The 19,911-nt window shown below is 64.5% G+C and carries 16 protein-coding genes, 3 tRNA genes and 1 pseudogene; 18 read left to right on the forward strand and 2 right to left on the reverse strand.

What is annotated here, in order from left to right:
* Window positions 1-98 precede the first annotated feature (98 nt).
* On the reverse strand, window positions 99-395 hold the full coding sequence (locus tag ACGI6K_RS06735) for a hypothetical protein (protein ID WP_376943823.1): 297 nt from the start codon (window positions 393-395) through the stop codon (window positions 99-101).
* 332 nt (window positions 396-727) lie between these two features.
* Here ACGI6K_RS06735 and ACGI6K_RS06740 point away from each other — a divergent pair, with 332 nt between their 5' ends.
* From ACGI6K_RS06740 to ACGI6K_RS06825, 18 genes and pseudogenes are all read left to right on the forward strand, one after another.
* Entirely contained in the window at window positions 728-1,339 is a 612-nt protein-coding gene (locus ACGI6K_RS06740; protein WP_376943821.1) for a hypothetical protein, read from the forward strand.
* 239 nt (window positions 1,340-1,578) lie between these two features.
* Window positions 1,579-1,941 (forward strand): phage holin family protein, encoded by a 363-nt coding sequence (locus tag ACGI6K_RS06745; protein ID WP_376943920.1) that lies wholly within the window; start codon window positions 1,579-1,581, stop codon window positions 1,939-1,941.
* Window positions 1,938-2,744 (forward strand): DUF3618 domain-containing protein, encoded by an 807-nt coding sequence (locus tag ACGI6K_RS06750; RefSeq protein WP_376943819.1) that lies wholly within the window; start codon window positions 1,938-1,940, stop codon window positions 2,742-2,744. Before ACGI6K_RS06745 ends, ACGI6K_RS06750 begins: the two co-directional genes overlap by 4 nt.
* A 346-nt stretch (window positions 2,745-3,090) precedes the next feature.
* Window positions 3,091-3,918 carry an HpcH/HpaI aldolase/citrate lyase family protein gene (locus ACGI6K_RS06755; protein WP_376943817.1) on the forward strand — a complete coding sequence of 276 codons (828 nt, stop codon included), beginning with the start codon at window positions 3,091-3,093 and terminating at the stop codon, window positions 3,916-3,918.
* 301 nt (window positions 3,919-4,219) lie between these two features.
* Window positions 4,220-5,407, forward strand: coding sequence for an acetate kinase (locus ACGI6K_RS06760; RefSeq protein ID WP_376943815.1), 1,188 nt, complete (start codon window positions 4,220-4,222; stop codon window positions 5,405-5,407).
* 122 nt (window positions 5,408-5,529) lie between these two features.
* Window positions 5,530-7,668 carry a phosphate acetyltransferase gene (gene pta / locus ACGI6K_RS06765; RefSeq protein ID WP_376943813.1) on the forward strand — a complete coding sequence of 713 codons (2,139 nt, stop codon included), beginning with the start codon at window positions 5,530-5,532 and terminating at the stop codon, window positions 7,666-7,668.
* Window positions 7,669-7,946: 278 nt separating this feature from the next.
* A pseudogene (locus ACGI6K_RS06770) lies at window positions 7,947-9,003 on the forward strand (AMP-binding protein); the annotation flags it as partial.
* Window positions 9,004-9,222: 219 nt separating this feature from the next.
* Window positions 9,223-10,197, forward strand: coding sequence for a GlxA family transcriptional regulator (locus tag ACGI6K_RS06775; protein ID WP_376943811.1), 975 nt, complete (start codon window positions 9,223-9,225; stop codon window positions 10,195-10,197).
* A gap of 223 nt (window positions 10,198-10,420) precedes the next feature.
* Window positions 10,421-11,641 carry an aspartate aminotransferase family protein gene (locus tag ACGI6K_RS06780; protein WP_376943809.1) on the forward strand — a complete coding sequence of 407 codons (1,221 nt, stop codon included), beginning with the start codon at window positions 10,421-10,423 and terminating at the stop codon, window positions 11,639-11,641.
* Between the two features lie 56 nt (window positions 11,642-11,697).
* The gene (aruF, locus tag ACGI6K_RS06785; RefSeq protein WP_376943807.1) at window positions 11,698-12,714 is read left to right on the forward strand and encodes an arginine/ornithine succinyltransferase subunit alpha; all 1,017 of its coding nucleotides are present in this window, start codon (window positions 11,698-11,700) and stop codon (window positions 12,712-12,714) included.
* Between the two features lie 34 nt (window positions 12,715-12,748).
* Entirely contained in the window at window positions 12,749-13,786 is a 1,038-nt protein-coding gene (gene astA / locus ACGI6K_RS06790) for an arginine N-succinyltransferase (protein WP_376943805.1), read from the forward strand.
* A 154-nt stretch (window positions 13,787-13,940) separates the two neighbouring features.
* Window positions 13,941-14,219, forward strand: a complete 279-nt coding sequence (locus ACGI6K_RS06795) for a hypothetical protein (protein ID WP_012701976.1) — start codon at window positions 13,941-13,943, stop codon at window positions 14,217-14,219.
* A 349-nt stretch (window positions 14,220-14,568) separates the two neighbouring features.
* Window positions 14,569-17,193, forward strand: a complete 2,625-nt coding sequence (gene alaS / locus ACGI6K_RS06800) for an alanine--tRNA ligase (RefSeq protein WP_376943802.1) — start codon at window positions 14,569-14,571, stop codon at window positions 17,191-17,193.
* A gap of 94 nt (window positions 17,194-17,287) precedes the next feature.
* Window positions 17,288-18,523, forward strand: a complete 1,236-nt coding sequence (locus ACGI6K_RS06805; protein WP_376943800.1) for an aspartate kinase — start codon at window positions 17,288-17,290, stop codon at window positions 18,521-18,523.
* A gap of 182 nt (window positions 18,524-18,705) precedes the next feature.
* Window positions 18,706-18,891, forward strand: coding sequence for a carbon storage regulator CsrA (gene csrA, locus ACGI6K_RS06810; RefSeq protein ID WP_003283978.1), 186 nt, complete (start codon window positions 18,706-18,708; stop codon window positions 18,889-18,891).
* 61 nt (window positions 18,892-18,952) lie between these two features.
* Window positions 18,953-19,043: transfer RNA gene (locus tag ACGI6K_RS06815), tRNA-Ser, on the forward strand.
* Between the two features lie 107 nt (window positions 19,044-19,150).
* Window positions 19,151-19,227 (forward strand) — tRNA-Arg (locus tag ACGI6K_RS06820).
* A gap of 65 nt (window positions 19,228-19,292) precedes the next feature.
* Window positions 19,293-19,369, forward strand: a tRNA-Arg gene (locus tag ACGI6K_RS06825).
* A gap of 34 nt (window positions 19,370-19,403) precedes the next feature.
* Here ACGI6K_RS06825 and ACGI6K_RS06830 read toward each other — a convergent pair.
* The gene (locus ACGI6K_RS06830; protein ID WP_376943793.1) at window positions 19,404-19,907 is read right to left on the reverse strand and encodes a DUF4124 domain-containing protein; all 504 of its coding nucleotides are present in this window, start codon (window positions 19,905-19,907) and stop codon (window positions 19,404-19,406) included.
* Window positions 19,908-19,911 lie beyond the last annotated feature (4 nt).

The following is a 19,911-nucleotide window of genomic DNA, read 5'->3' on the forward strand; positions in this document are numbered from 1 at the left end:
CGGGCGGCCCGGCTGTCTCCCGACGTTCGGTGGCAGCCGGGCGGATCGTCGCATTTGCGCATGTCGGGCCGGATAGGCCCCGGCCCGGTCAGGCTGTTCTAGTAGTAGTTCGACCGCAAATTGGTTTCGGCTTGAGCCGCCGCCTTCTCTAGTTCCAGCAACCGTCGTTCGTAAGCCGCGCATTCGTTGGGCAGTTCTTCGGCGGTGTATTCGGGGCGCGCGTTGCGGATTTCCCTGTAGATCTCTTTGGCCAGCCGTGGATCACCGTGGGTGAGCATGTGCACGTTGATGCCCAGTTCGCGGGCCTTAAGGTCGATTTCGTCCGGCGTGCAGGCGAGGCCGGGCAGAGTGGTCAGCAAGGTACTGGCGGCGGCGAGTCCGAGCAGGGCTTTCATGGGCTATCCAGTTCATTCGACGGTTTCCCGGTGGATTGCGAAAATGTCGGAAAAGTTCAGGAGGCTGCGCCGATCGGCGGCGAGACGGGCGTTATCGCTTCGCTCGAACTCGGTTGGAAAGGGCCTGTCACCTAAATGAGAGGAGGCGAATGAGAAGGCTGTTTTCCGACATTGCACCACCGCCAGCTCGTGAGCCGGTAGTAGCTAGCAGAGAAATCGAGGTGGATACGACTATGCCCAGACCTACTGAACACTCGCCACGATCCAATGGCCGAAAAGGTTTTCCGGCAGGCAATGTTTTCCAGGAGCCGCCGGAGGACGCGATCGACCCGGTGGCCGCTGAAACCGAACGGCAGGGTGGGAACAAGGACCCGCTGGAAAGCTATACCCGGAGTGCCGCGGATGAACTGGAAAGGATCGCCGAGGGCGCGCGTGCCGCAGCCTGTGAACTAGAGGAGCAGGACGAGCAGGGGCTATCGAACTATGTGCTGAGTGCCGCCGATCGTATGTTCAGGTTCGCCGACCAATTGCGTGGCAGGAGTGCCGAGCAGTTGTTCCACGACGCCGATCGCCTAGCCAGGGACAACCCTGGACTGTTTTTAGCCGGCAGCATCGCCGTCGGTTTCGGTTTGACCCGTTTCGCCCGCGCTTCCGGGCGCCGATCTCGGCAGGCGGAGGCCCGGCCGCTCCAGTCCGCTCCTGTCCGTAGCGACGAGCGGGAGGACGCCGCTACGGGGCCGGCCGGCGTTTTGGGCAGTCCGGATGTCGCCGGGACCAGGGGCACCACCACGCCGGACGGCACCACCGGCAGGACTGTCGCCAGCGGCCTGCCGCCCGTCGATCCCGGCCGCAGCGGTCCGGGCACGACCAGCGCCATCCAGGGCGGCACCGCGGCGCCGGCCGGCCAAAACGACAAAGGCTCGAATAGAGGAACGAAGCGATGAGCGAATCGACCGGCAACCGGAATTATCCGCCGAACCAGGCCAACTCCGACACGGGCCGGCCGGACCTGTCCCGACCGGATGCGGCCCGGCCCGACGCAACTCGACCAGATCCGCTGGGGGAGACGGCGCAAGCCGCGACGCCACGCCCCGAAGCGGTACGCACGGAAACGGAACGGCCCAGCGCAACCATTCACCGGCATACCGCTCGCGCCGGAAGCGAGGAGGGCGGCAACAGCATCATGGGCTTGCTCGGCCAACTGGGGCGGGAGCTGCCTTCGCTGGTCACCAAGGAATTGGCCCTGGCCAAGGTCGAGATCGGCGAGTCGATCAACGCCACCAAGGCCGGCGTCATGTCCCTGGCCGGTGGCGGTGGAGTGCTGCTAGCCGGTTTCATCATTCTTCTGCAGGCCTTCGTCTACGCCCTGGCTCAGGTGATGGATGCCTGGCTGGCAGCGGCGATCGTCGGCGTGATCGTGATGGTGATCGGCTATGTCATGGTCAAGGGCGGCAGGAAGAAGTTCGCGCCGTCCGCATTCAAGCCATCGCGCACGTTGCACGCCCTGCAGAAAGATAAAGCCGCCATCCGGGAGAATGCCCCATGAGTACGCAGAGCAGAATCGATCTCGAAGCGCAGAAGGGTCCGGAAACCCTGGAACAGGAAATCGACCAGCAGCGCGCGGAAATCAGCAATATCGTCCATGCCTTGGAAAACAGGCTGTCCCCCGGCGAGTTGCTGGACAGGGCCTTGGGATACACCAAGGGACATGGCGGCGAGTTCATGTCCAACCTGACCAACAAGGTGGCCGCCAATCCTTTGCCGACTGTGCTGACATCGATCGGATTGCTGTGGCTGATGACCAGCCAGAACCGGGTTCCGGCGAGTCAGGCCCATGTCGATGAGGCTTCGACGCCTCAGAGTGGGCCGTCCTTGACCGAAAAGGCCAGGCAGCGGGCGGCCGGTATTCGCGAGAAGGCCGGGCATCTGGGCGAGGGGGTGAGCGACACGCTGGGTTCAGCGCGGCAGCAGGTGAGCGAAAGCGTGGGGTCGGCCAAGCAGTACTTGAGCGACTCCGGCCACAATGCCGCCGAATCCCTGCGCCAACGGGCCCATCAGGCGCGGGGCGGCTTCGACACCTTGATGCATGAGCAGCCGCTGGTGCTGGGAGCGCTCGGCATCGCGGTGGGGGCGTTGATCGCCGGCGTGTTGCCGACCACCCGGCAGGAGGACGAACTGCTCGGCCAGGCCAGTGATACCCTGACCGACAAGCTTAAGGTGAAGGCCGAAGAGGGCCGCGAAGCCGCTACCGAGCTGGGCGTGGAAATGGCCGACCGGCTACGCGAGCGGGTCGCCACGTCGCAACCGGCCAGCGCCGAAAACCGGACCGGCCTGGGCGGGGCGCTTTAGGTCGGGCCTTCTCGCCGCGGCGGAGCGCCTGTTAGACCTTGGTTCAATGTCTGGCGCGGCGAGCCGTCGGCTATAAGGGAGCGGTCTTGGATTAGGAAATTCGATCCAAGTGTTTTGTTTGCATTCCTAGTGGAATGATGGGCGGGCGACTTCGGGTCGCCCTCTTTTTTTGGGGGGATGCGCTTTTCGCCCCCGCTTTTCCTTAATTTTTCCCGCGGTTTCCCGTTCCTTTATTCGTTTCTGCCTGCGGCATCCGCGATACGTCGAATGCGTTTCGATCATTCGATGCGTCGCCGGGTTCGGGCATCATGTCGTTTTCCCGTAACGATAAAGAAGCGAGAGGTCCATGCAGCCAGCCCCCATCCGTTCCGCCCTGTTCGTTCCGGCAAGCCGCCCCGAGCGGATTCCCAAGGCCCTGGCCAGCGGTGCCGATATCGTCATCGTCGATCTCGAGGACGCCGTCGAGGAGGCTCTTAAGGCCGAGGCCCGCGCCGCTCTGGACGCCTTTCTGAGCGATAATCGCCAGGTCCGGCTGCTGGTGCGCATCAATGGTCCGATCCATCCCCAGCAAGCGGCGGATCTGGAGTTGTGCGGCCGTCAGCCGGGCGTTCTCGGCGTGGTGCTGCCCAAGGTAGAGAGCGCGGTGCAGGTCAGTCTGGCGGTGGCGGCCGGCAAGCCGGTGTGGCCGGCCGTTGAGAGTGCCGTGGGGTTGCATGCCCTGCCGGCGATCGCCCGGGTTTCGGGCGTCGAGCGCCTGACCTACGGCGGCCTTGATCTGGGCCTGGATCTGGGATTGGACGCCGGCAGCGAGAGCGGCGAACGGATCATGGACCAGGTTCGCTACGCGCTGCTGCTGCAGTCGCGTACTGCCCGCCTGGCCGCGCCGCTGGAAACCGTCTTTCCCGCCATCCAGGACCCGACCGGTCTGGCGCGGCGTGCTCGACAGGCCCGCGACATGGGCTTCGGCGGTCTGTTGTGCATCCACCCGGCTCAGGTCGCCGTGGTCCACGAAGCCTTCATGCCGGACGCCGAGGAGTTGGCCTGGGCCCGGCGGGTCATGACCGCCGCGGCCTCCGGCGAAGGGGTTTTCGTGGTCGATGGACAGATGATCGACGCCCCGGTCGTAAGGCGGGCCCGCCGCTTGCTGGCCTGGGCCGGACAGGCGCCGGCCTGAGTCGCCGAGGCGCGCTGGCGTACATCACCGCATCGACGGCTTGCGGTGCGCTACCGGCCGACAGCGACGGCTCTACGGCGAGGGTTCGAGCACTGTCGCCAGCGTTCCGGGCATTGGTTCCCGGGAGCCGATTCGACTAAAGCAGCACGGCAGGTCCCCACCCTGCGTGGCACGATGAAAACACCCTGATTCTCACCCATGTTCCATAAGAACGCCGGGCAACCATCCAATTACAAAAATTTGTTTGGCCATCGAGCAATGAATGCGCAGGGGCCATACACGACATGTTTCAGGAGTCCCAATGTCCGCCCGCAATATTCTGGTGATCAACTGCGGTAGCTCATCAATCAAGTTCGCCCTGGTCAACGAAGCGCAGACGACCTTTCCCTTGCAGGGACTGGCCGAGCGTCTCGGTAGTCCGGAAGCGGTCATCCACTGGCAGTTAGGTGACGTCAAGGAAACTCTCAGCTTGCCGGGTGCCGACCATCAGGCGGTGCTGTGCAAGATCCTTCCTTTGGCTCAGGAGGCCGCCGGTGGCCAGCTCAGCGGTATCGGCCACCGCGTGGTGCATGGCGGCGAGCGCTTCACCGAAGCCCGCCTGATCGACGAGTCGGTGATTGAAGGCATCCGCACCAGCGCCCAGTTGGCCCCGCTGCACAACCCGGCCCATCTGGTCGGCATCGCCGCGACCCTGTCGCTGTTCCCCGACTTGCCGCAGGTCAGCGTGTTCGATACCGCCTTCCACCAGACCATGCCGCCCCACGCTTACCGTTATGCCGTGCCGGAATTTTTGTACAAGGAACATGGTGTGCGCCGCTACGGCTTCCATGGCACCAGCCACCGCTACGTCAGCAAGCGGGCCGCCGAGATGGCCGGCCTGCCGGTGGAGAACAGCGCCTGGCTGTCGGCTCACCTGGGTAACGGCTGCTCCACCTGCGCCATCGTCAACGGCGAGAGCCGCGATACCAGCATGGGCCTGACTCCCCTGGAGGGTCTGGTGATGGGCACCCGCAGCGGCGACGTCGACCCCAACCTGCACGGCTACCTGGAGCGCACCCTGGGCTGGACCATCGAGCAGGTCAACCGCATGCTCAACAACGACAGCGGCTTGAAGGGGCTGTCCGGTCTGTCCAACGACATGCGCACCCTGTCCGAGGCTTGCCTGGGCGGTCACCCCGGCGCCATCCTGGCTTTCGAGGTGTTCTGCTACCGCCTGGCCAAGTCGCTGGCCGGCATGGCCTGCGCCCTGCCCAGGCTGGACGGTCTGATCTTCACCGGCGGTATCGGCGAGAACTCGGCCGCCGTGCGCGAGCGCACTGTGGAGCACCTGAAGCTGTTCGGCTTCCAGCTCGACGCCGAAGCCAACGCCCGTTGCACCCGTGGCTTGGCTGGCGAGATCCAGGCGGCCGGCAGCCCGTGCGTCATAGTGGTGCCGACCAACGAGGAACGCCAGATCGCCCTGGACACCCTCGCCCTGCTCGACACCTGACCGAATACCTGTACAGGCGGGACGCGGCGCTGTAACGAAACCCGACAACCATCGCGGCGTCGGGTTTCGTCATCCTGACCTCCCGCCGGAATCACGTTTTCTACAGTCTGAGCAAGAGACCCATGCACACTCTATTTCTCGCTCCCACCGGCTACGCCGTCGGCCTCAACTCCATCAGCCTCGGCCTGATCCGTGCCCTCGAACAGGCTGGCCTGAAGGTCGGTTTCTTCAAGCCGATTGCGCAGCCCTTTCCCATCGATCAGGGCCGCGAGCGCTCCTGCCTGCTGGTCGAGCGCACCCTGGGCCGGAGCACGCCCGAGCCGATACTGCTGGATCAGGTGGAGCGCCATCTGGCCAGCGGCGAAACCGACCTGCTGCTGGAGGAAGTGGTCAGCCGTTATCAGCAGGCCGCCGCCGGCAAGGACGTGGTGATCGTCGAAGGTATGGTGCCGACCCGCGACAGCGATTACTCCGCGTACCTCAACCCCCTGCTGAGCAAGAGCCTGAACGCCGAAGTCATCCTGATCGCTGTCCAGGGCGGCGATGGTTTCAAGCAATTGGCCGAGCGTATCGAGATACAGGCCCAGTTGTTCGGCGGCATCAAGAGTCCGAAAGTACTCGGCGCGATCATCAACAAGATCGACAGCGGGGACGGCATCCCGGCTTTCGTCGAGCGCCTCAAGAAATATCTGCCATCGCTCGGCAGCGCCGACTTCCAGCTTTTCGGCGCCATTCCCTTCGCCGAGGAACTGAATGCCCTGCGCACCCGCGACGTGGCCGAACTGATCGGTGCCCAGGTGCTCAGCGCCGGCGAAGCCGACCGGCGCCGGGTGAGCAAGATCGTGCTGTGTGCCCGTGCCGTGCCCAGCACCGTGCCGCTGCTGCAGCCGGGCGTGCTGGTGGTGACCCCCGGCGATCGCGACGACGTCATCCTCGCCGCCAGCCTGGCCTCGCTCAACGGCGTGAGGCTAGCCGGCCTGCTACTGTGCAGCGATTTCATGCCGGACCCACGGATCATGGAGCTGTGCAAGGCGGCCCTGGACGGCGGCCTGCCGGTGATGAGCGTGACCACCGGCTCCTACGATACGGCCACCAACCTGTTCGCCCTGAACAAGGAAACGCCGGCGGACGATATCGAGCGCGCCACCCGCGTCACCGATTTCATCGCCGGGCATCTGCATCCGGAGTACCTGCGTTCGCGCTGTAGCCTGCCGCGCGAGCTGCTTCTGTCACCACCGGCGTTTCGCTACCAGTTGGTCAAGAGCGCCCAGGAAGCCGACAAGCGCATCGTCCTGCCGGAGGGCACCGAGCCGCGCACCATCCGCGCCGCCGCCATCTGCCAGGAGCGCGGCATCGCCCGCTGCGTGCTGCTGGCCCGCCCGGAAGAGGTCCGGGCCGTGGCGCACGAGCAGGGCATCACTCTGCCGGACGGCCTGGAAATCCTCGATCCGGAGAGCATCCGTGGGCAGTACATCGCGCCGATGGTGAAGATGCGCCAGAGCAAGGGCCTCACCCCCGAGATGGCTGACGAACAGCTCAGGGATACCGTGGTGCTCGGCACCATGATGCTGGCGCTGGACGAGGTGGACGGCCTGGTTTCCGGCGCCGTGCACACCACCGCCAACACCATCCGCCCGGCCCTGCAACTGATCAAGACCGCGCCGGGCTACAACCTGGTGTCCTCGGTATTCTTCATGCTGCTGCCGGATCAGGTACTGGTCTATGGCGACTGTGCGGTGAACCCCAACCCGAGCGCCGCCGAACTGGCCGAGATCGCCCTGCAAAGCGCCGAGTCCGCGGTGGCCCTCGGCGTGCATCCGCGCGTGGCGATGATCAGCTATTCCACCGGCGACTCCGGCAGCGGCGCCGAAGTGGATAAGGTTCGCGAGGCTACCCGTATCGCCCAGGAGCGGGCGCCCGGCCTGCCGATCGACGGTCCGCTGCAGTACGACGCCGCCTCCGTGGCCAGCGTCGGCAAGCAGAAGGCGCCGAACAGCCCGGTCGCCGGCCAGGCCACCGTGTTCGTGTTCCCCGACCTGAACACTGGCAACACCACCTACAAGGCGGTGCAACGCAACGCCAACTGCATCAGCGTCGGTCCGATGCTGCAGGGGCTCGCTAAGCCGGTGAACGACCTGTCGCGCGGCGCCCTGGTCGACGATATCGTCTTCACCATCGCCCTCACCGCGCTTCAGGCGGCCAGTATCGACAAGCAGGAGAAGCAGAAGGCGCTGGAGCACGGGCAGCCGGTCGGAGCCTGACGGGATGGGCGGAAGCGGGCTAGAGGAGCGCTCCGCCGATGCTGTCGGCGGGCACGCCGTGACGGTCCGCTTCGTGGACCGAGTGGCCCGCGCGGCTGCTCCGTCTGGCAACCGAAACGCCTGAAATGCCGTATCGGCCCTGGGCACGTCCAGCGCCGGCAGCGAAGGGTAGGGGGATCGGTACGCCTCTGACCGTGGCCGATAAAGGTATGGCCATGCCTTCCCGTCGCCGTGTCGGACAGCGCCCCATGCCTGGGGCCTGCGCCGAGAGCGTCGTCTACCGTCCGGGCGGGGTCTACTGGTGCACCGCCGACGTGGGCTGGGTCACCGGCCACAGCTACATCGTCTACGGTCCACTGGCCAACGGCGCCACCACGCTGCTGTTCGAGGGCATTCCAGTTACCTGGACATGAACCGGATTTCCAAGATCATCGACAAGCACGGAGTGAACATCCTCTATACCGCGCCGACCGCCATCCGCGCCATGATGGCCCTGGGCTAGGCGCCGCTGGAGGGCGCCGACGGTTCCAGCCTGCGCCTGCTCAGCTTGGTGGGCGAGCCGATCAATCCGGAAGCCTGGCACTGGTACTACGAGAACATCGGCCGGGAGCGCTGCCCGATCGTCGACACCTGGTGGCAGACCGAAACCGGCGGCATCCTGATCACCCCGCTGCCGGGCGCCACCTCGCTCAAGCCGGGTTCGGCGAGCCGTCCTCGGCGTGCAGCCGGCGCTGGTCGACAACCTGGGCAGCCTGATCGAAGGGGCGGGCGAAGGCAATCTAGTGATCATCGATTCGTGGCCGGGGCAGGTGCGCAGCCTGCATGGCGATCACGACCGCTTCGTCGACACCTACTTCAAGACCTTCAAGGGCATGTACTTCACCGGTGAGGGCGCCCGCCGCGACGAAGACGGCTATTACTGGATCACCGGCCGCGTCGACGACGTGCTGAACGTTTCCGGTCACCGCATGGCACCGCCGAGATCGAGAGCGCCATGGTCGCCCACCCGCAGGTCGCCAAGGCGGCGGTGGTCGGCGTTCCGCACGACGTCAAGGGGCAGGGCATCTATGTCTACGTCACCCTGAACGACGGGGTGTCGGTTTCCGAGGCGCTGCGCCAGGAACTGAAGGCCTGGATTCGCCGAGAGATCGGTCCGATCGCCACACCGGACATGATCCAGTGGCGCCCGGCTTGCCGAAGACCCGCTCGGGCAAGATCATGCGTCGTATCCTGCGCAAGATCTCCGTTGGCGAATACGACGGGCTGGGCGACATCTCCACCCTGGCCGATCCGTCGGTGGTGCAGAGTCTGATCGACATCCATCGCGGTATGTAGGCCGCCTGCGCCTGAGTTTCCGCCCCCATGGCCGGCTCCGGCCGGCGCGACGCCCCGCCCGGCTCCCGCCGTGGCAGAGTTCGTGTTTCGCGAGGGCACGTTCGTCGCGACCTACTCGAAAACCTCGACAGCCCCTAGAATGCCCCTTGTCTTTGCCGAAGCCCGCGCTGCCGGCGAAGCTCGTTCAACATCCGGCATCCGGAAGCTTCGTCGTCTGCCATGACTGTCCATCGAATCGGTTTTCTGCTCTGGCCCGGGACCAGGCCCCTGACCCCGGCCCTGGCCGAGGAAGCCCTGCAACTCGCCACCCACCTGCAGCCGCAGGCGCGCTACGAGTGGAGCTTCCTGCACGCCGAGGCGCCGCCGGAGGGAGAATGGTGTCCGCCGGGTGGGAGCTGGGAGGGACGGTTGGGGGACTTCGACAAGCTGTTGCTGCTGGCCGACACGCCGAGCGTCGGCGTGTCGCCGCCGCTGGCCGCCGCGCTCAGGCAACTGGGGCGCGAGGGCTATCAGCTCGGCGGGCTGTCCGCCGGGGTCTATCCGCTGGCCCGGCTCGGGCTGCTCGACGGCTACCGGGCGGCGGTGCACTGGCGTTGGCAGGAGGATTTCGCCGAGCGCTTTCCGCGGGTGGTCGCCACCGGGCATCTGTTCGACTGGGACCGCGACCGGCTCACCGCCTGCGGCGGCCTGGCGATACTCGACCTGCTGCTGGCGGTGCTGGCCCAGGATTACGGTTCCGAGCTGGCCTGCGCGGTCAGCGAGGAACTGGTGGTCGAGCGCATCCGCGAGGGGGGCGAGCGCCAGCGGGTGCCGCTGCAGAACCGACTCGGCTCCAGCCATCCGAAGCTGACTCAGGCGGTGCTGCTGATGGAGGCCAACATCGAAGAGCCTTTGACCACCGACGAGATCGCCCAGCACGTCTGCGTCTCGCGCCGCCAGTTGGAGCGCATCTTCAAACAGTATCTGAATCGGGTTCCGAGCCAGTACTATCTGGAGCTGCGCCTGAACAAGGCCCGCCAGTTGCTGCTGCAGACCGGCAAGTCGATCATCCAGATCGGTTTGTCTTGCGGCTTTTCCTCCGGGCCGCACTTTTCCAGCGCCTATCGCGGCTTTTTCGGCGTCACTCCGCGCGAGGACCGCAATCAGCGCCGTGCCGGCGGCCGCTTCGAGCCGACCCCGCCGGTCGAGCCGTGATCGGGCGCGATGTGACCGGTGCCGGGGAATTTTTCGCCGAGCCGCTTTTCCCGCAACGTGCAGCGTTTAAACTGCGCCTTCCCGATGCCTTCCGCGCCGTATGCCGGAAAGCGGGGAACCCTGCGGACGGGCGCTGCGGCTTGTCGTCGTCCGGCGTGGATACCTGCCGTGGGGGCGTTTCCAGAATCCTTCTTCGCTAGCCTATCGTGGCAGGAGTTTCTTGATGTCCGTTGAGCATGCTCAGGTGCAACGCGCTGATTTCGACCAGTTGATGGTCCCCAACTATGCCCCAGCCGCCTTCATTCCGGTGCGCGGCCGGGGCTCGCGAGTCTGGGATCAGAACGGTCGAGAGCTGATCGACTTCACCGGCGGGATCGCCGTGAACTCCCTCGGCCACTGCCATCCGCGGCTAGTGGCGGCGTTGACCGAACAAGCCGGGAAGCTCTGGCACGTATCGAACATCTTCACCAACGAGCCGACTCTGCGCCTGGCGAAGAAATTGGAGGAGGCCACCTTCGCCGACCGGGCGTTCTTCTGCAACTCCGGCGCCGAGGCCAACGAGGCGGCCTTCAAGCTGGCCCGGCGTGTCGCCCACGATCGCTTCGGTCCGCAGAAGTGCGAGATCATCTCCGCGCTGGACAGCTTCCATGGCCGCACCTTCTTCACGGTCAGCGTCGCCGGCCAGCCCAAGTACTCCGATGGCTTCGGGCCGAAGCCCGAGGGTATCACCCATGTACCCTACAACGACCTGGCGGCCCTGGAAGCGGCGATTTCCGAGCGTACCTGTGCGGTGGTGCTGGAGCCGATCCAGGGCGAGAGCGGCATCCTGCCAGCCCAGCAGGCCTATCTGGAGGGCGCGCGCCGGCTGTGCGACCAGTATGACGCGCTGCTGATCCTCGACGAGGTGCAGACCGGTGTCGGGCGTACCGGCGAGCTGTTCGCCTACATGCACTACGGTGTGGTCCCGGACATCCTGTCCACCGCTAAGGGGCTGGGCGGCGGTTTCCCGATCGGCGCCATGCTCACCCGCAGCGACCTGGCCAAGCATTTCTCGGCAGGCGTGCACGGCACCACCTTCGGCGGCAATCCGCTGGCCTGCGCGGTGGCCGAGGCGGTGATCGATGTGGTCAACACGCCGGAGGTGTTGCAGGGAATCAAGGCCAAGCATCAGCGCTTCAAGACCCGGCTCGAAGCGATCGGCCGGCAGTACGGTATCTTCAGCCAGGTGCGCGGTATGGGCATGCTGATCGGCAGCGTGCTGAGCGAGCCCTGGAAGGGCCGGGCCCGCGATGTGCTGGTCGCCGCCGAGCAAGAGGCCCTGATGGTGCTCCAAGCTGGTGCCGACGTGGTGCGTTTCGCGCCGAGCCTGGTGATCGAGGATGCCGATATCGACGAGGGACTGGAGCGTTTCGAGCGGGCCATCGTCCGGCTGGTGCGCGGCTGATCGACAAAGGCTGCGGGGTGGAGCCGGTCCGGCCCGCCCCCGAGGAGTGACGCCCCATGCTGGTGATGCGCCCTGCGCAAATGGCCGATCTGGCCGAGGTTCAGCGTCTGGCCGCGGACAGTCCGATCGGCGTCACTTCGTTGCCTGACGACCGCGAGCGCCTGGCCGAAAAGATCGCCGTTTCCGAGTCGTCGTTCGCTGCGGAGGTCAGTTTCAACGGCGAGGAGCGCTACTTCTTCGTCCTTGAGGAGCCGGGCAGCGGGCGCCTGCTCGGCTGTTCCGGGATCGTCGCCTCGGCCGGCTATTCCGAGGCCTTCTACAGTTTTCGCAACGAGACGTTCGTGCATGCCTCGCGCGAGCTGAAGATCCATAACAAGATCCATGTGCTGTCGATCTGCCATGATCTGACCGGCAACAGCCTGCTGAGCAGTTTCCATGTCGAGCCGGCACTGGTGCACACGCCCTGGGCCGAGCTTATCTCCCGTGGCCGCCTGCTGTTCATGGCCAGCCATCCCGAGCGTTTCGCCGATGCCGTGGTAGTGGAGATCCTCGGGCCGAGCGACGAGCAGGGCGACTCGCCGTTCTGGGACGCGGTCGGACGGCACTTCTTCGACATGCGCTACGCGGCGGCCGAACGTCTGTCCAGCCTGCGCAGCCGTACCTTCCTCGCCGAGTTGATGCCGCATTATCCGATCTACGTGCCGCTGCTGCCGGATGCCGCCCAGGAAGCCATGGGGCAGGTCCATCCGCGTGCGCAAATCAGCTTCGACATCATGACCCGCGAGGGCTTCGAGACCGAGCACTACATCGACATCTTCGACGGTGGGCCGATCCTGCACGCGCGTACCTCCGGCGTCTGTTCGATCGCCCGGAGCGCCGTGGCGCCGGCGACCATCGGCGCCGGCAGTCGCTCCGGGCGACTTTACCTGCTCGGCAACGGCGGCCTGCAGGATTTCCGCGCTAGCCTGGTCGAACTGGACTGGACGCCCGGTCAGCCGCTGCGGCTGAGCGCCGAGACGGCCGCGCTGCTGGGCGTCGGCGAGGGCGACAGCCTGCGTCTGGTGGCCTTGTGAACGGACGTGGCAGCGAGAGCCCCGTGGAGGAAACATGATTGTTCGTCCCGTGCGCAATGCCGATCTGCCGGCCCTGGTTGACCTTGCCCGCAATGCTGGCGTCGGCACCGGCCTGACGTCGCTGCCGTTCAACGAGGAGCGCCTGGCGCAGCGTGTCGCCATGGCGGAGCGCAGTTTCCGCGGCGAGGCCGAGAAAGCCGATGCCGACTACCTCTTCGTGCTAGAAACCGATCAAGAGCGGATCGTCGGCATCTCCGGGCTGACCGCGGCAGTCGGGTTGCGCGAGCCTTGGTACAACTATCGGGTCGGGCTGACCGTCACTGCTTCGCGGGAGCTGGATCTATACCGGGAAATTCCCACGCTGTTCCTCGCCAACGACCTGACCGGTAATTCCGAACTCCGCTCGCTGTTCCTCCAGGCCGACCATCGCGGCGGCCTGAGTGGCCGCCTGCTGGCCAGGTCGCGTCTGCTGTTTCTCGCCGAGTTCCGCTCGCTGTTCGCCGACAAGGTGATCGCCGAACTGCGCGGCGTGTCCGATGCCAGGGCCCGTTCGCCATTCTGGGAAAGCCTCGGCCGGCATTTCTTCCGCATGGAGTTTCGCCGGGCCGACTATCTCACCGGTGTCGGCAACCGTGCCTTCATCGCCCAGTTGATGCCGAAGTTTCCGCTCTACAGCTGCTTTCTTTCCGAGGAAGCACGCGCCGCGATCGGCCACGTGCACCCGCATGGCGAGCCGGCGCTGGCGATGCTGCGGGCGGAAGGATTCAGCTATCAGGGCTACGTCGACATCTTCGACGCCGGCCCGGTGGTCGAGTGCGAAACGGCGAAGATCCGGGTCGTGCGCGACAGCCAGACCCTGGTGTTGGCGATCGGCACGCCGGAAGAGGAGGCCGAGCCCTATCTGGTTCACAACCGTCAGCGCCAGGACTGCCGCATCACCGCAGCCCCGGCACGCGTGGCGGCCGGCACCTTGGTGGTCGATCCGCTGACGGCCAGGCGCCTGCAGCTCTGCGCCGGTGCGCAGGTGCGTGCGGTGCCGCTCGTCGCCCGGCCGCACGGAGCTGGGCGATGAGCGGGCGGCGAGCCCCGCCGGGCGCGGACGGGCAGGGCCTGCCCGATCCCTACTGGCACGCGACAGAGCCGGGCCGCTCGGCGATCGGCGTCGTCCATCCTTTTCAAGTCGACCGAACCTGCCGCCTGGAGCGGCCTACCCCTGGAGCTGAACCATGACCGATGCCCTGCAACTCGTTCTCGAAAACGCCGACGGCACCCAGTTGGAAACCGTCTGCACCCGTTTCGCAGTGATCTGGCAGGGCCGTGAGCTCTGGGTGCAGCAAGCCGATGGCCAACTGCTGATCGGTGTGGATGTGGAGGAGGGCGATAGCGAGTACGCCAACTTGCTGCTGCGTCCGATGGCCACCAACCTGGTCAGCCTGCAACTGGAGATGGAGCCAGCCGGGAGCGATGAGGATGGCCATGTGCATGGTCCCGAATGCGAGCATTAAGCGAATTCCGGGACTTGTTTCCGCCAACGGGCACGGGTGCCGCCAAGGCTCCCGGCCGGCGTTCCCGGTGCGTACCGCTTGAGGGGCTGTTTCGCAGCCGCCGTTGTTCGGGCGCGCCGATCCAGACGAGTGACGTGCCGGCTTCCGGTGTCGGCCGGTTCGCTCCGATGGCCAGTCGGGGCACGCTCCTCGCGATCCCCGGCGGTTTGTCCCGTTTCTTCTCCTATCCCGGCGCAAGACGCCGGAGTCCGCGACGGAAGAAAGCTCTACCGCGGTCGCACGGGGCCGATATAATGCGTCCCTTTGCCAATCTCGCCGTGGCCGCAGTTTTCCCTGGACCCATTCATTTATGAAAAGCGCAGAAATCCGTGAAGCCTTCCTCCGCTTCTTCGAAGAGAAGGGGCACACCCGTGTGGCCTCCAGTTCGCTGATTCCCGCGAACGATCCGACCCTGTTGTTCACTAACGCCGGTATGAACCAGTTCAAGGACTGCTTCCTCGGCTTGGAAAAGCGCGCCTATACCCGTGCCACTACCAGCCAGAAATGCGTGCGTGCCGGCGGCAAGCACAACGATCTGGAAAATGTCGGCTACACCGCCCGCCATCACACTTTCTTCGAAATGCTGGGCAATTTCAGCTTCGGCGATTATTTCAAGCGCGATGCCATCACCTACGCCTGGGAATTTTTGACTTCGCCCAAGTGGCTGAACCTGCCCGCCGAGAGGCTCTGGGTCACGGTCTACGCCAGCGACGATGAAGCCTACGACATCTGGACCCGGACCGTCGGCGTGCCGGCCGAGCGCATGGTGCGTATCGGCGACAACAAGGGGGCTCCCTACGCTTCGGATAACTTCTGGGCGATGGGCGACACCGGTCCCTGCGGTCCGTGCACCGAGATCTTCTACGACCACGGCCCGGAAATCTGGGGCGGCCCGCCCGGTTCCGCGGAGGAGGACGGCGACCGCTATATCGAGATCTGGAACAACGTATTCATGCAGTTCAACCGCACCGCCGACGGTGTGCTGCATCCGCTGCCGGCACCCTCCGTGGATACTGGTATGGGCCTCGAGCGGATCAGCGCCGTGCTGCAGCATGTGCACTCGAACTACGAGATCGATTTGTTCCAGAACCTGCTGGCCGCTTCCGCCCAGGCCATCGGCTGCGCCGACGACGGCGCGCCCTCGCTCAAGGTGGTGGCCGACCATATCCGTTCCTGCAGCTTCCTGATCGCCGATGGCGTGACGCCGTCCAACGAGGGCCGCGGTTACGTGCTGCGCCGCATCATCCGCCGCGCCTGTCGCCATGGCAACAAGCTGGGCGCCAGGGGCACCTTCTTCCACAAGATCGTCGGCGCCCTGGCCGCCGAGATGGGCGATGCCTATCCGGAACTGAGGCAGCAGCGGGCGCAGATCGAGCGGGTGCTGAAGAACGAGGAAGAGCAGTTCGCCAAGACCCTGGAGCAGGGCCTGAAGATTCTCGAGCAGGATCTGGCCGGACTGGCGGCCAAAGTCATTCCCGGCGATGTGGTGTTCAAGCTCTACGATACCTATGGTTTTCCGGCCGACCTGACCGCCGATATCGCCCGCGAACGCGATCTGACCATCGACGAGGAAGGCTTCGAGCGCGAGATGCAGGCCCAGCGCGAACGCGCCCGCTCCGCCAGCGCCTTCGGCCTGGATTACAACAGCCTGGTTAAGGTCGATGCCGATACGCTGTTCACCGGCTACGAGAAAACTTTCGACCAGGGGCAGGTGGTCGCCTTGTTCAAGGACGGTGCCACCGTCGAGCGGCTCGGCGAGGGCGAGGGGGGCGTGGTAGTCCTCGACCGTACCCCGTTTTATGCCGAGTCCGGCGGTCAGGTCGGCGACTGCGGCTACCTGAGCGACGCCAACGGCGTGCGCTTCGATGTACGCGACACCACCAAGGCCGGCGGCGCCCACCTGCACCATGGCGTGGTCGCCAAAGGCGGACTGCATGTCGGTCAGGCCCTGGAGGCTCAGGTCGATGGCTCGGTGCGTGGCGCCATCGCACTCAATCACTCGGCCACCCACCTGCTGCATGCCGCCCTGCGTCGGGTGCTCGGCGAGCACGTGCAGCAGAAGGGATCGCTGGTCAACAGCCAGCGCCTGCGCTTCGACTTCAGCCACTTCGAGGCGTTGACCACGGAGCAGATCAAGACCCTGGAAGCCCTGGTCAATGCTGAGATCCGCGAGAACACGGTGGTGGAAACCGAAGTCACCGATATCGACTCGGCGAAGAAGAAGGGGGCAATGGCTTTGTTCGGCGAGAAGTACGGCGACAACGTGCGCGTCTTGAGCATGGGGGATTTCTCCATCGAGCTGTGCGGTGGCATCCATGCCAGGCGTACTGGCGATATCGGTTTGTTCAAGATCATCGGCGAGGGCGGTGTGGCCGCCGGTGTGCGGCGGATCGAGGCGGTGACTGGCGCCGGAGCGCTGGACTACCTGAACGGCGCCGAAGAGCAGCTCAAGGAAGCGGCCGGACTGCTCAAGGGGAGCCGCGACAATCTACTGGACAAGCTGGCCGGCCTGCTGGAGCGCAATCGCCAGTTGGAGAAGGAGCTGGAGCAACTCAAGGCCAAGGCCGCTAGCGCCGCCGGCGACGATCTGGCCGGCTCCGCTATCGAGGTAGCAGGGGTCAAGGTGCTATCCGCCCGCCTCGACGGGCTGGACGGCAAGGCCCTGCTGGCGCTGGTCGATCAGTTGAAGAACAAGCTGGGCAGCGCGGTAATCCTGCTGGGTGGCGAGTTCGATGGCAAGGTGGTGCTGGTCGCCGGTGTGACCCAGGACATGATCGGCAAGCTCAAGGCTGGCGACCTGATGAAGCAGGCGGCGGCCGTGGTCGGCGGCAAGGGCGGCGGTCGCCCGGATATGGCCCAGGGCGGGGGAAGCGAGGCGGGCAAGCTGGATGAGGCGCTGGCGCTGGTCCGGCCGTTCGTCGAGCGGGCCTTGTAGTGGCAGTCTCCCGATCTCGGGCAGCGCCGGCCCTGGCAGTCGGCGTGCTTGAAATGTTTAATGGCGCCCTTCACGGGCTTAGGTGGCTTTTCAAATGGCGTTGATCGTACAGAAATTCGGGGGCACTTCTGTAGGCTCCATCGAGCGGATCGAGCAGGTAGCCGAGAAGGTCAAGAAGTTCCGCGACAATGGTGACGACATCGTGGTCGTGGTTTCCGCCATGAGCGGCGAAACCAATCGCCTGATCGATCTGGCCAAGCAGATCAGCGAGCAGCCCGTGCCGCGCGAGCTGGATATGATGGTGTCGACCGGCGAACAGGTGACCATTGCCCTGCTGGCCATGGCGCTGATTAAGCGCGGCGTGCCGGCGGTGTCCTACACCGGTAATCAGGTTCGCATCCTTACCGACAGTTCCTTCACCAAGGCCCGTATCCTGCAGATCGATGACCGGAAACTGCGTACCGATCTCAAGGCCGGTCGTGTGGTGGTGGTTGCCGGTTTCCAGGGGGTCGACGAGCACGGCAACATCACCACGCTCGGGCGCGGCGGTTCCGATACCACCGGGGTGGCTTTGGCCGCGGCCCTGAAGGCCGACGAATGTCAGATCTATACCGATGTCGACGGTGTCTATACCACCGATCCGCGGGTGGTGCCCAAGGCCCGGCGCCTGGATAAGATCACCTTCGAGGAAATGCTAGAAATGGCCAGCCTGGGCTCCAAGGTACTGCAGATCCGTTCGGTGGAGTTCGCGGGCAAATACAATGTCCCGCTGCGTGTGCTGCATAGCTTCCAGGAGGGGCCGGGCACCCTCATTACCATTGATGAAGAGGAATCCATGGAACAGCCGATCATTTCCGGCATCGCCTTCAATCGCGACGAAGCCAAGCTGACCATTCGCGGCGTGCCCGACAATCCCGGCGTGGCGTTCAAGATCCTCGGCCCGATCAGCGAAGCCAATATTGAAGTGGACATGATCGTGCAGAACATTGCGCACGACAACACTACCGATTTCACTTTCACCGTACATCGCAACGATTATCTGAACGCCATGCGCGTGCTGGAAAATACCGCGCGCGAAATCGGCGCGCGCGAAGTCATTGGCGACACCGATATTGCCAAGGTTTCCATCGTCGGGGTCGGCATGCGCTCCCATGCCGGAGTTGCCAGCCGCATGTTCGGAGCTCTAGCCAAGGAAGGGATCAATATCCAGATGATTTCGACTTCGGAAATCAAGGTTTCCGTGGTCATCGAGGAAAAATATCTGGAACTGGCGGTTCGTGCCCTGCACACCGCTTTCGAACTGGATGCTCCCGCCCGCCAGGGCGAGTGAGCGAGTGATCGATGAAGGTGCAGCCATGCCGCGTCTTCATCGTTTTGCCAGGGGGCGGTGGGCTTTCCTTTCGCCAGCCCTGGTCAATACTTGGGTGTATATTCCTCAAGGTAGAGTGGGAATAATGCCATTTTCATTTTTGCAGACTGTTGTCCTGTTGACTTCCCTAAAAGGAGAAAGGAATGCTGATTCTGACTCGTCGGGTCGGAGAGACCCTCATGGTGGGTGATGATGTGACAGTCACCGTGTTGGGCGTGAAGGGTAATCAGGTTCGCATTGGCGTCAATGCACCAAAAGAGGTCGCCGTTCACCGCGAAGAAATCTACCAGCGCATTCAGAAAGAAAAAGATCAAGAGCCAAGCCACTAATTTTTCTCAATTTTTGGCTTTGCAAACGGGGCAAAGGTGGGTATGATTCGCCCCGTGTTGCGGAGGGGTGGCCGAGAGGCCGAAGGCGCTCCCCTGCTAAGGGAGTACACCTCAAAAGGGTGTCGGGGGTTCGAATCCCCCCTCCTCCGCCATTCAAGCGTTATAGAGGCAGATCGTCTCGCTGTGTTCGGTTGATCGTTGGTCGGTCGGATTACAGCTTGAACACAAGCTCGATGGCACTATAATGCGCACGCTCGACGCACTCATAGCTCAGCTGGATAGAGTACCCGGCTACGAACCGGGCGGTCGGAGGTTCGAATCCTCCTGAGTGCGCCATTACACGAGCCATGCCGAGAGGTGGGTTCAAGCCAGGGGTGATCTGGCGCAATAAAGCACGCTATGCACTCATAGCTCAGCTGGATAGAGTACCCGGCTACGAACCGGGCGGTCGGAGGTTCGAATCCTCCTGAGTGCGCCATACTGGAAGGGCCTGCAGCGATGCAGGCCCTTTTTCATTTCCGGCTCTTCATGCTGACGCAGCCATATTCGTCGAAGTCGATCTGTCGCGTGTTGCCGTCGTTGTCACGGTAATGGTAACTGGTTCGACCGTTACGGCTGGAAATCCTGTCCGGTTTTCCGAAGGCACTTTCTACGTCCGCACGGGGCATGCCCAAATGCACCTGCTTTTTGAGCATCGCTTCGCGGCGTTCTCGTCCCGTGATGCGGTTGCCACAGCCGTCGTCTTGCTGGCCGACTATGGTTGGCTCCCAGGTGTTGTCCTGTCGCACCGTGCGAGGTGTACGTTTTGCAGATGGGATTGCGATGGGCGTTGGGCTGCTGCCGGGAAGGGGGGAGGCATTCTGCAGTTGTTGCTGCTGCTCCGCCGGACAGCCGTGGTGACTGAAGGTGATGTGCCCACCTGGAGCTGCGCAACGATAGATGGGCGAAGCGGCGAGTTGCAGCGAAGAGCAGAGCAGGAATGCGGTTGTCGAAGCCCGTATCGGCGATCCGTGCATGGGT

The sequence above is a fragment of the Azorhizophilus paspali genome, from assembly GCF_043587585.2.
Classification (GTDB): domain Bacteria; phylum Pseudomonadota; class Gammaproteobacteria; order Pseudomonadales; family Pseudomonadaceae; genus Azotobacter; species Azotobacter paspali.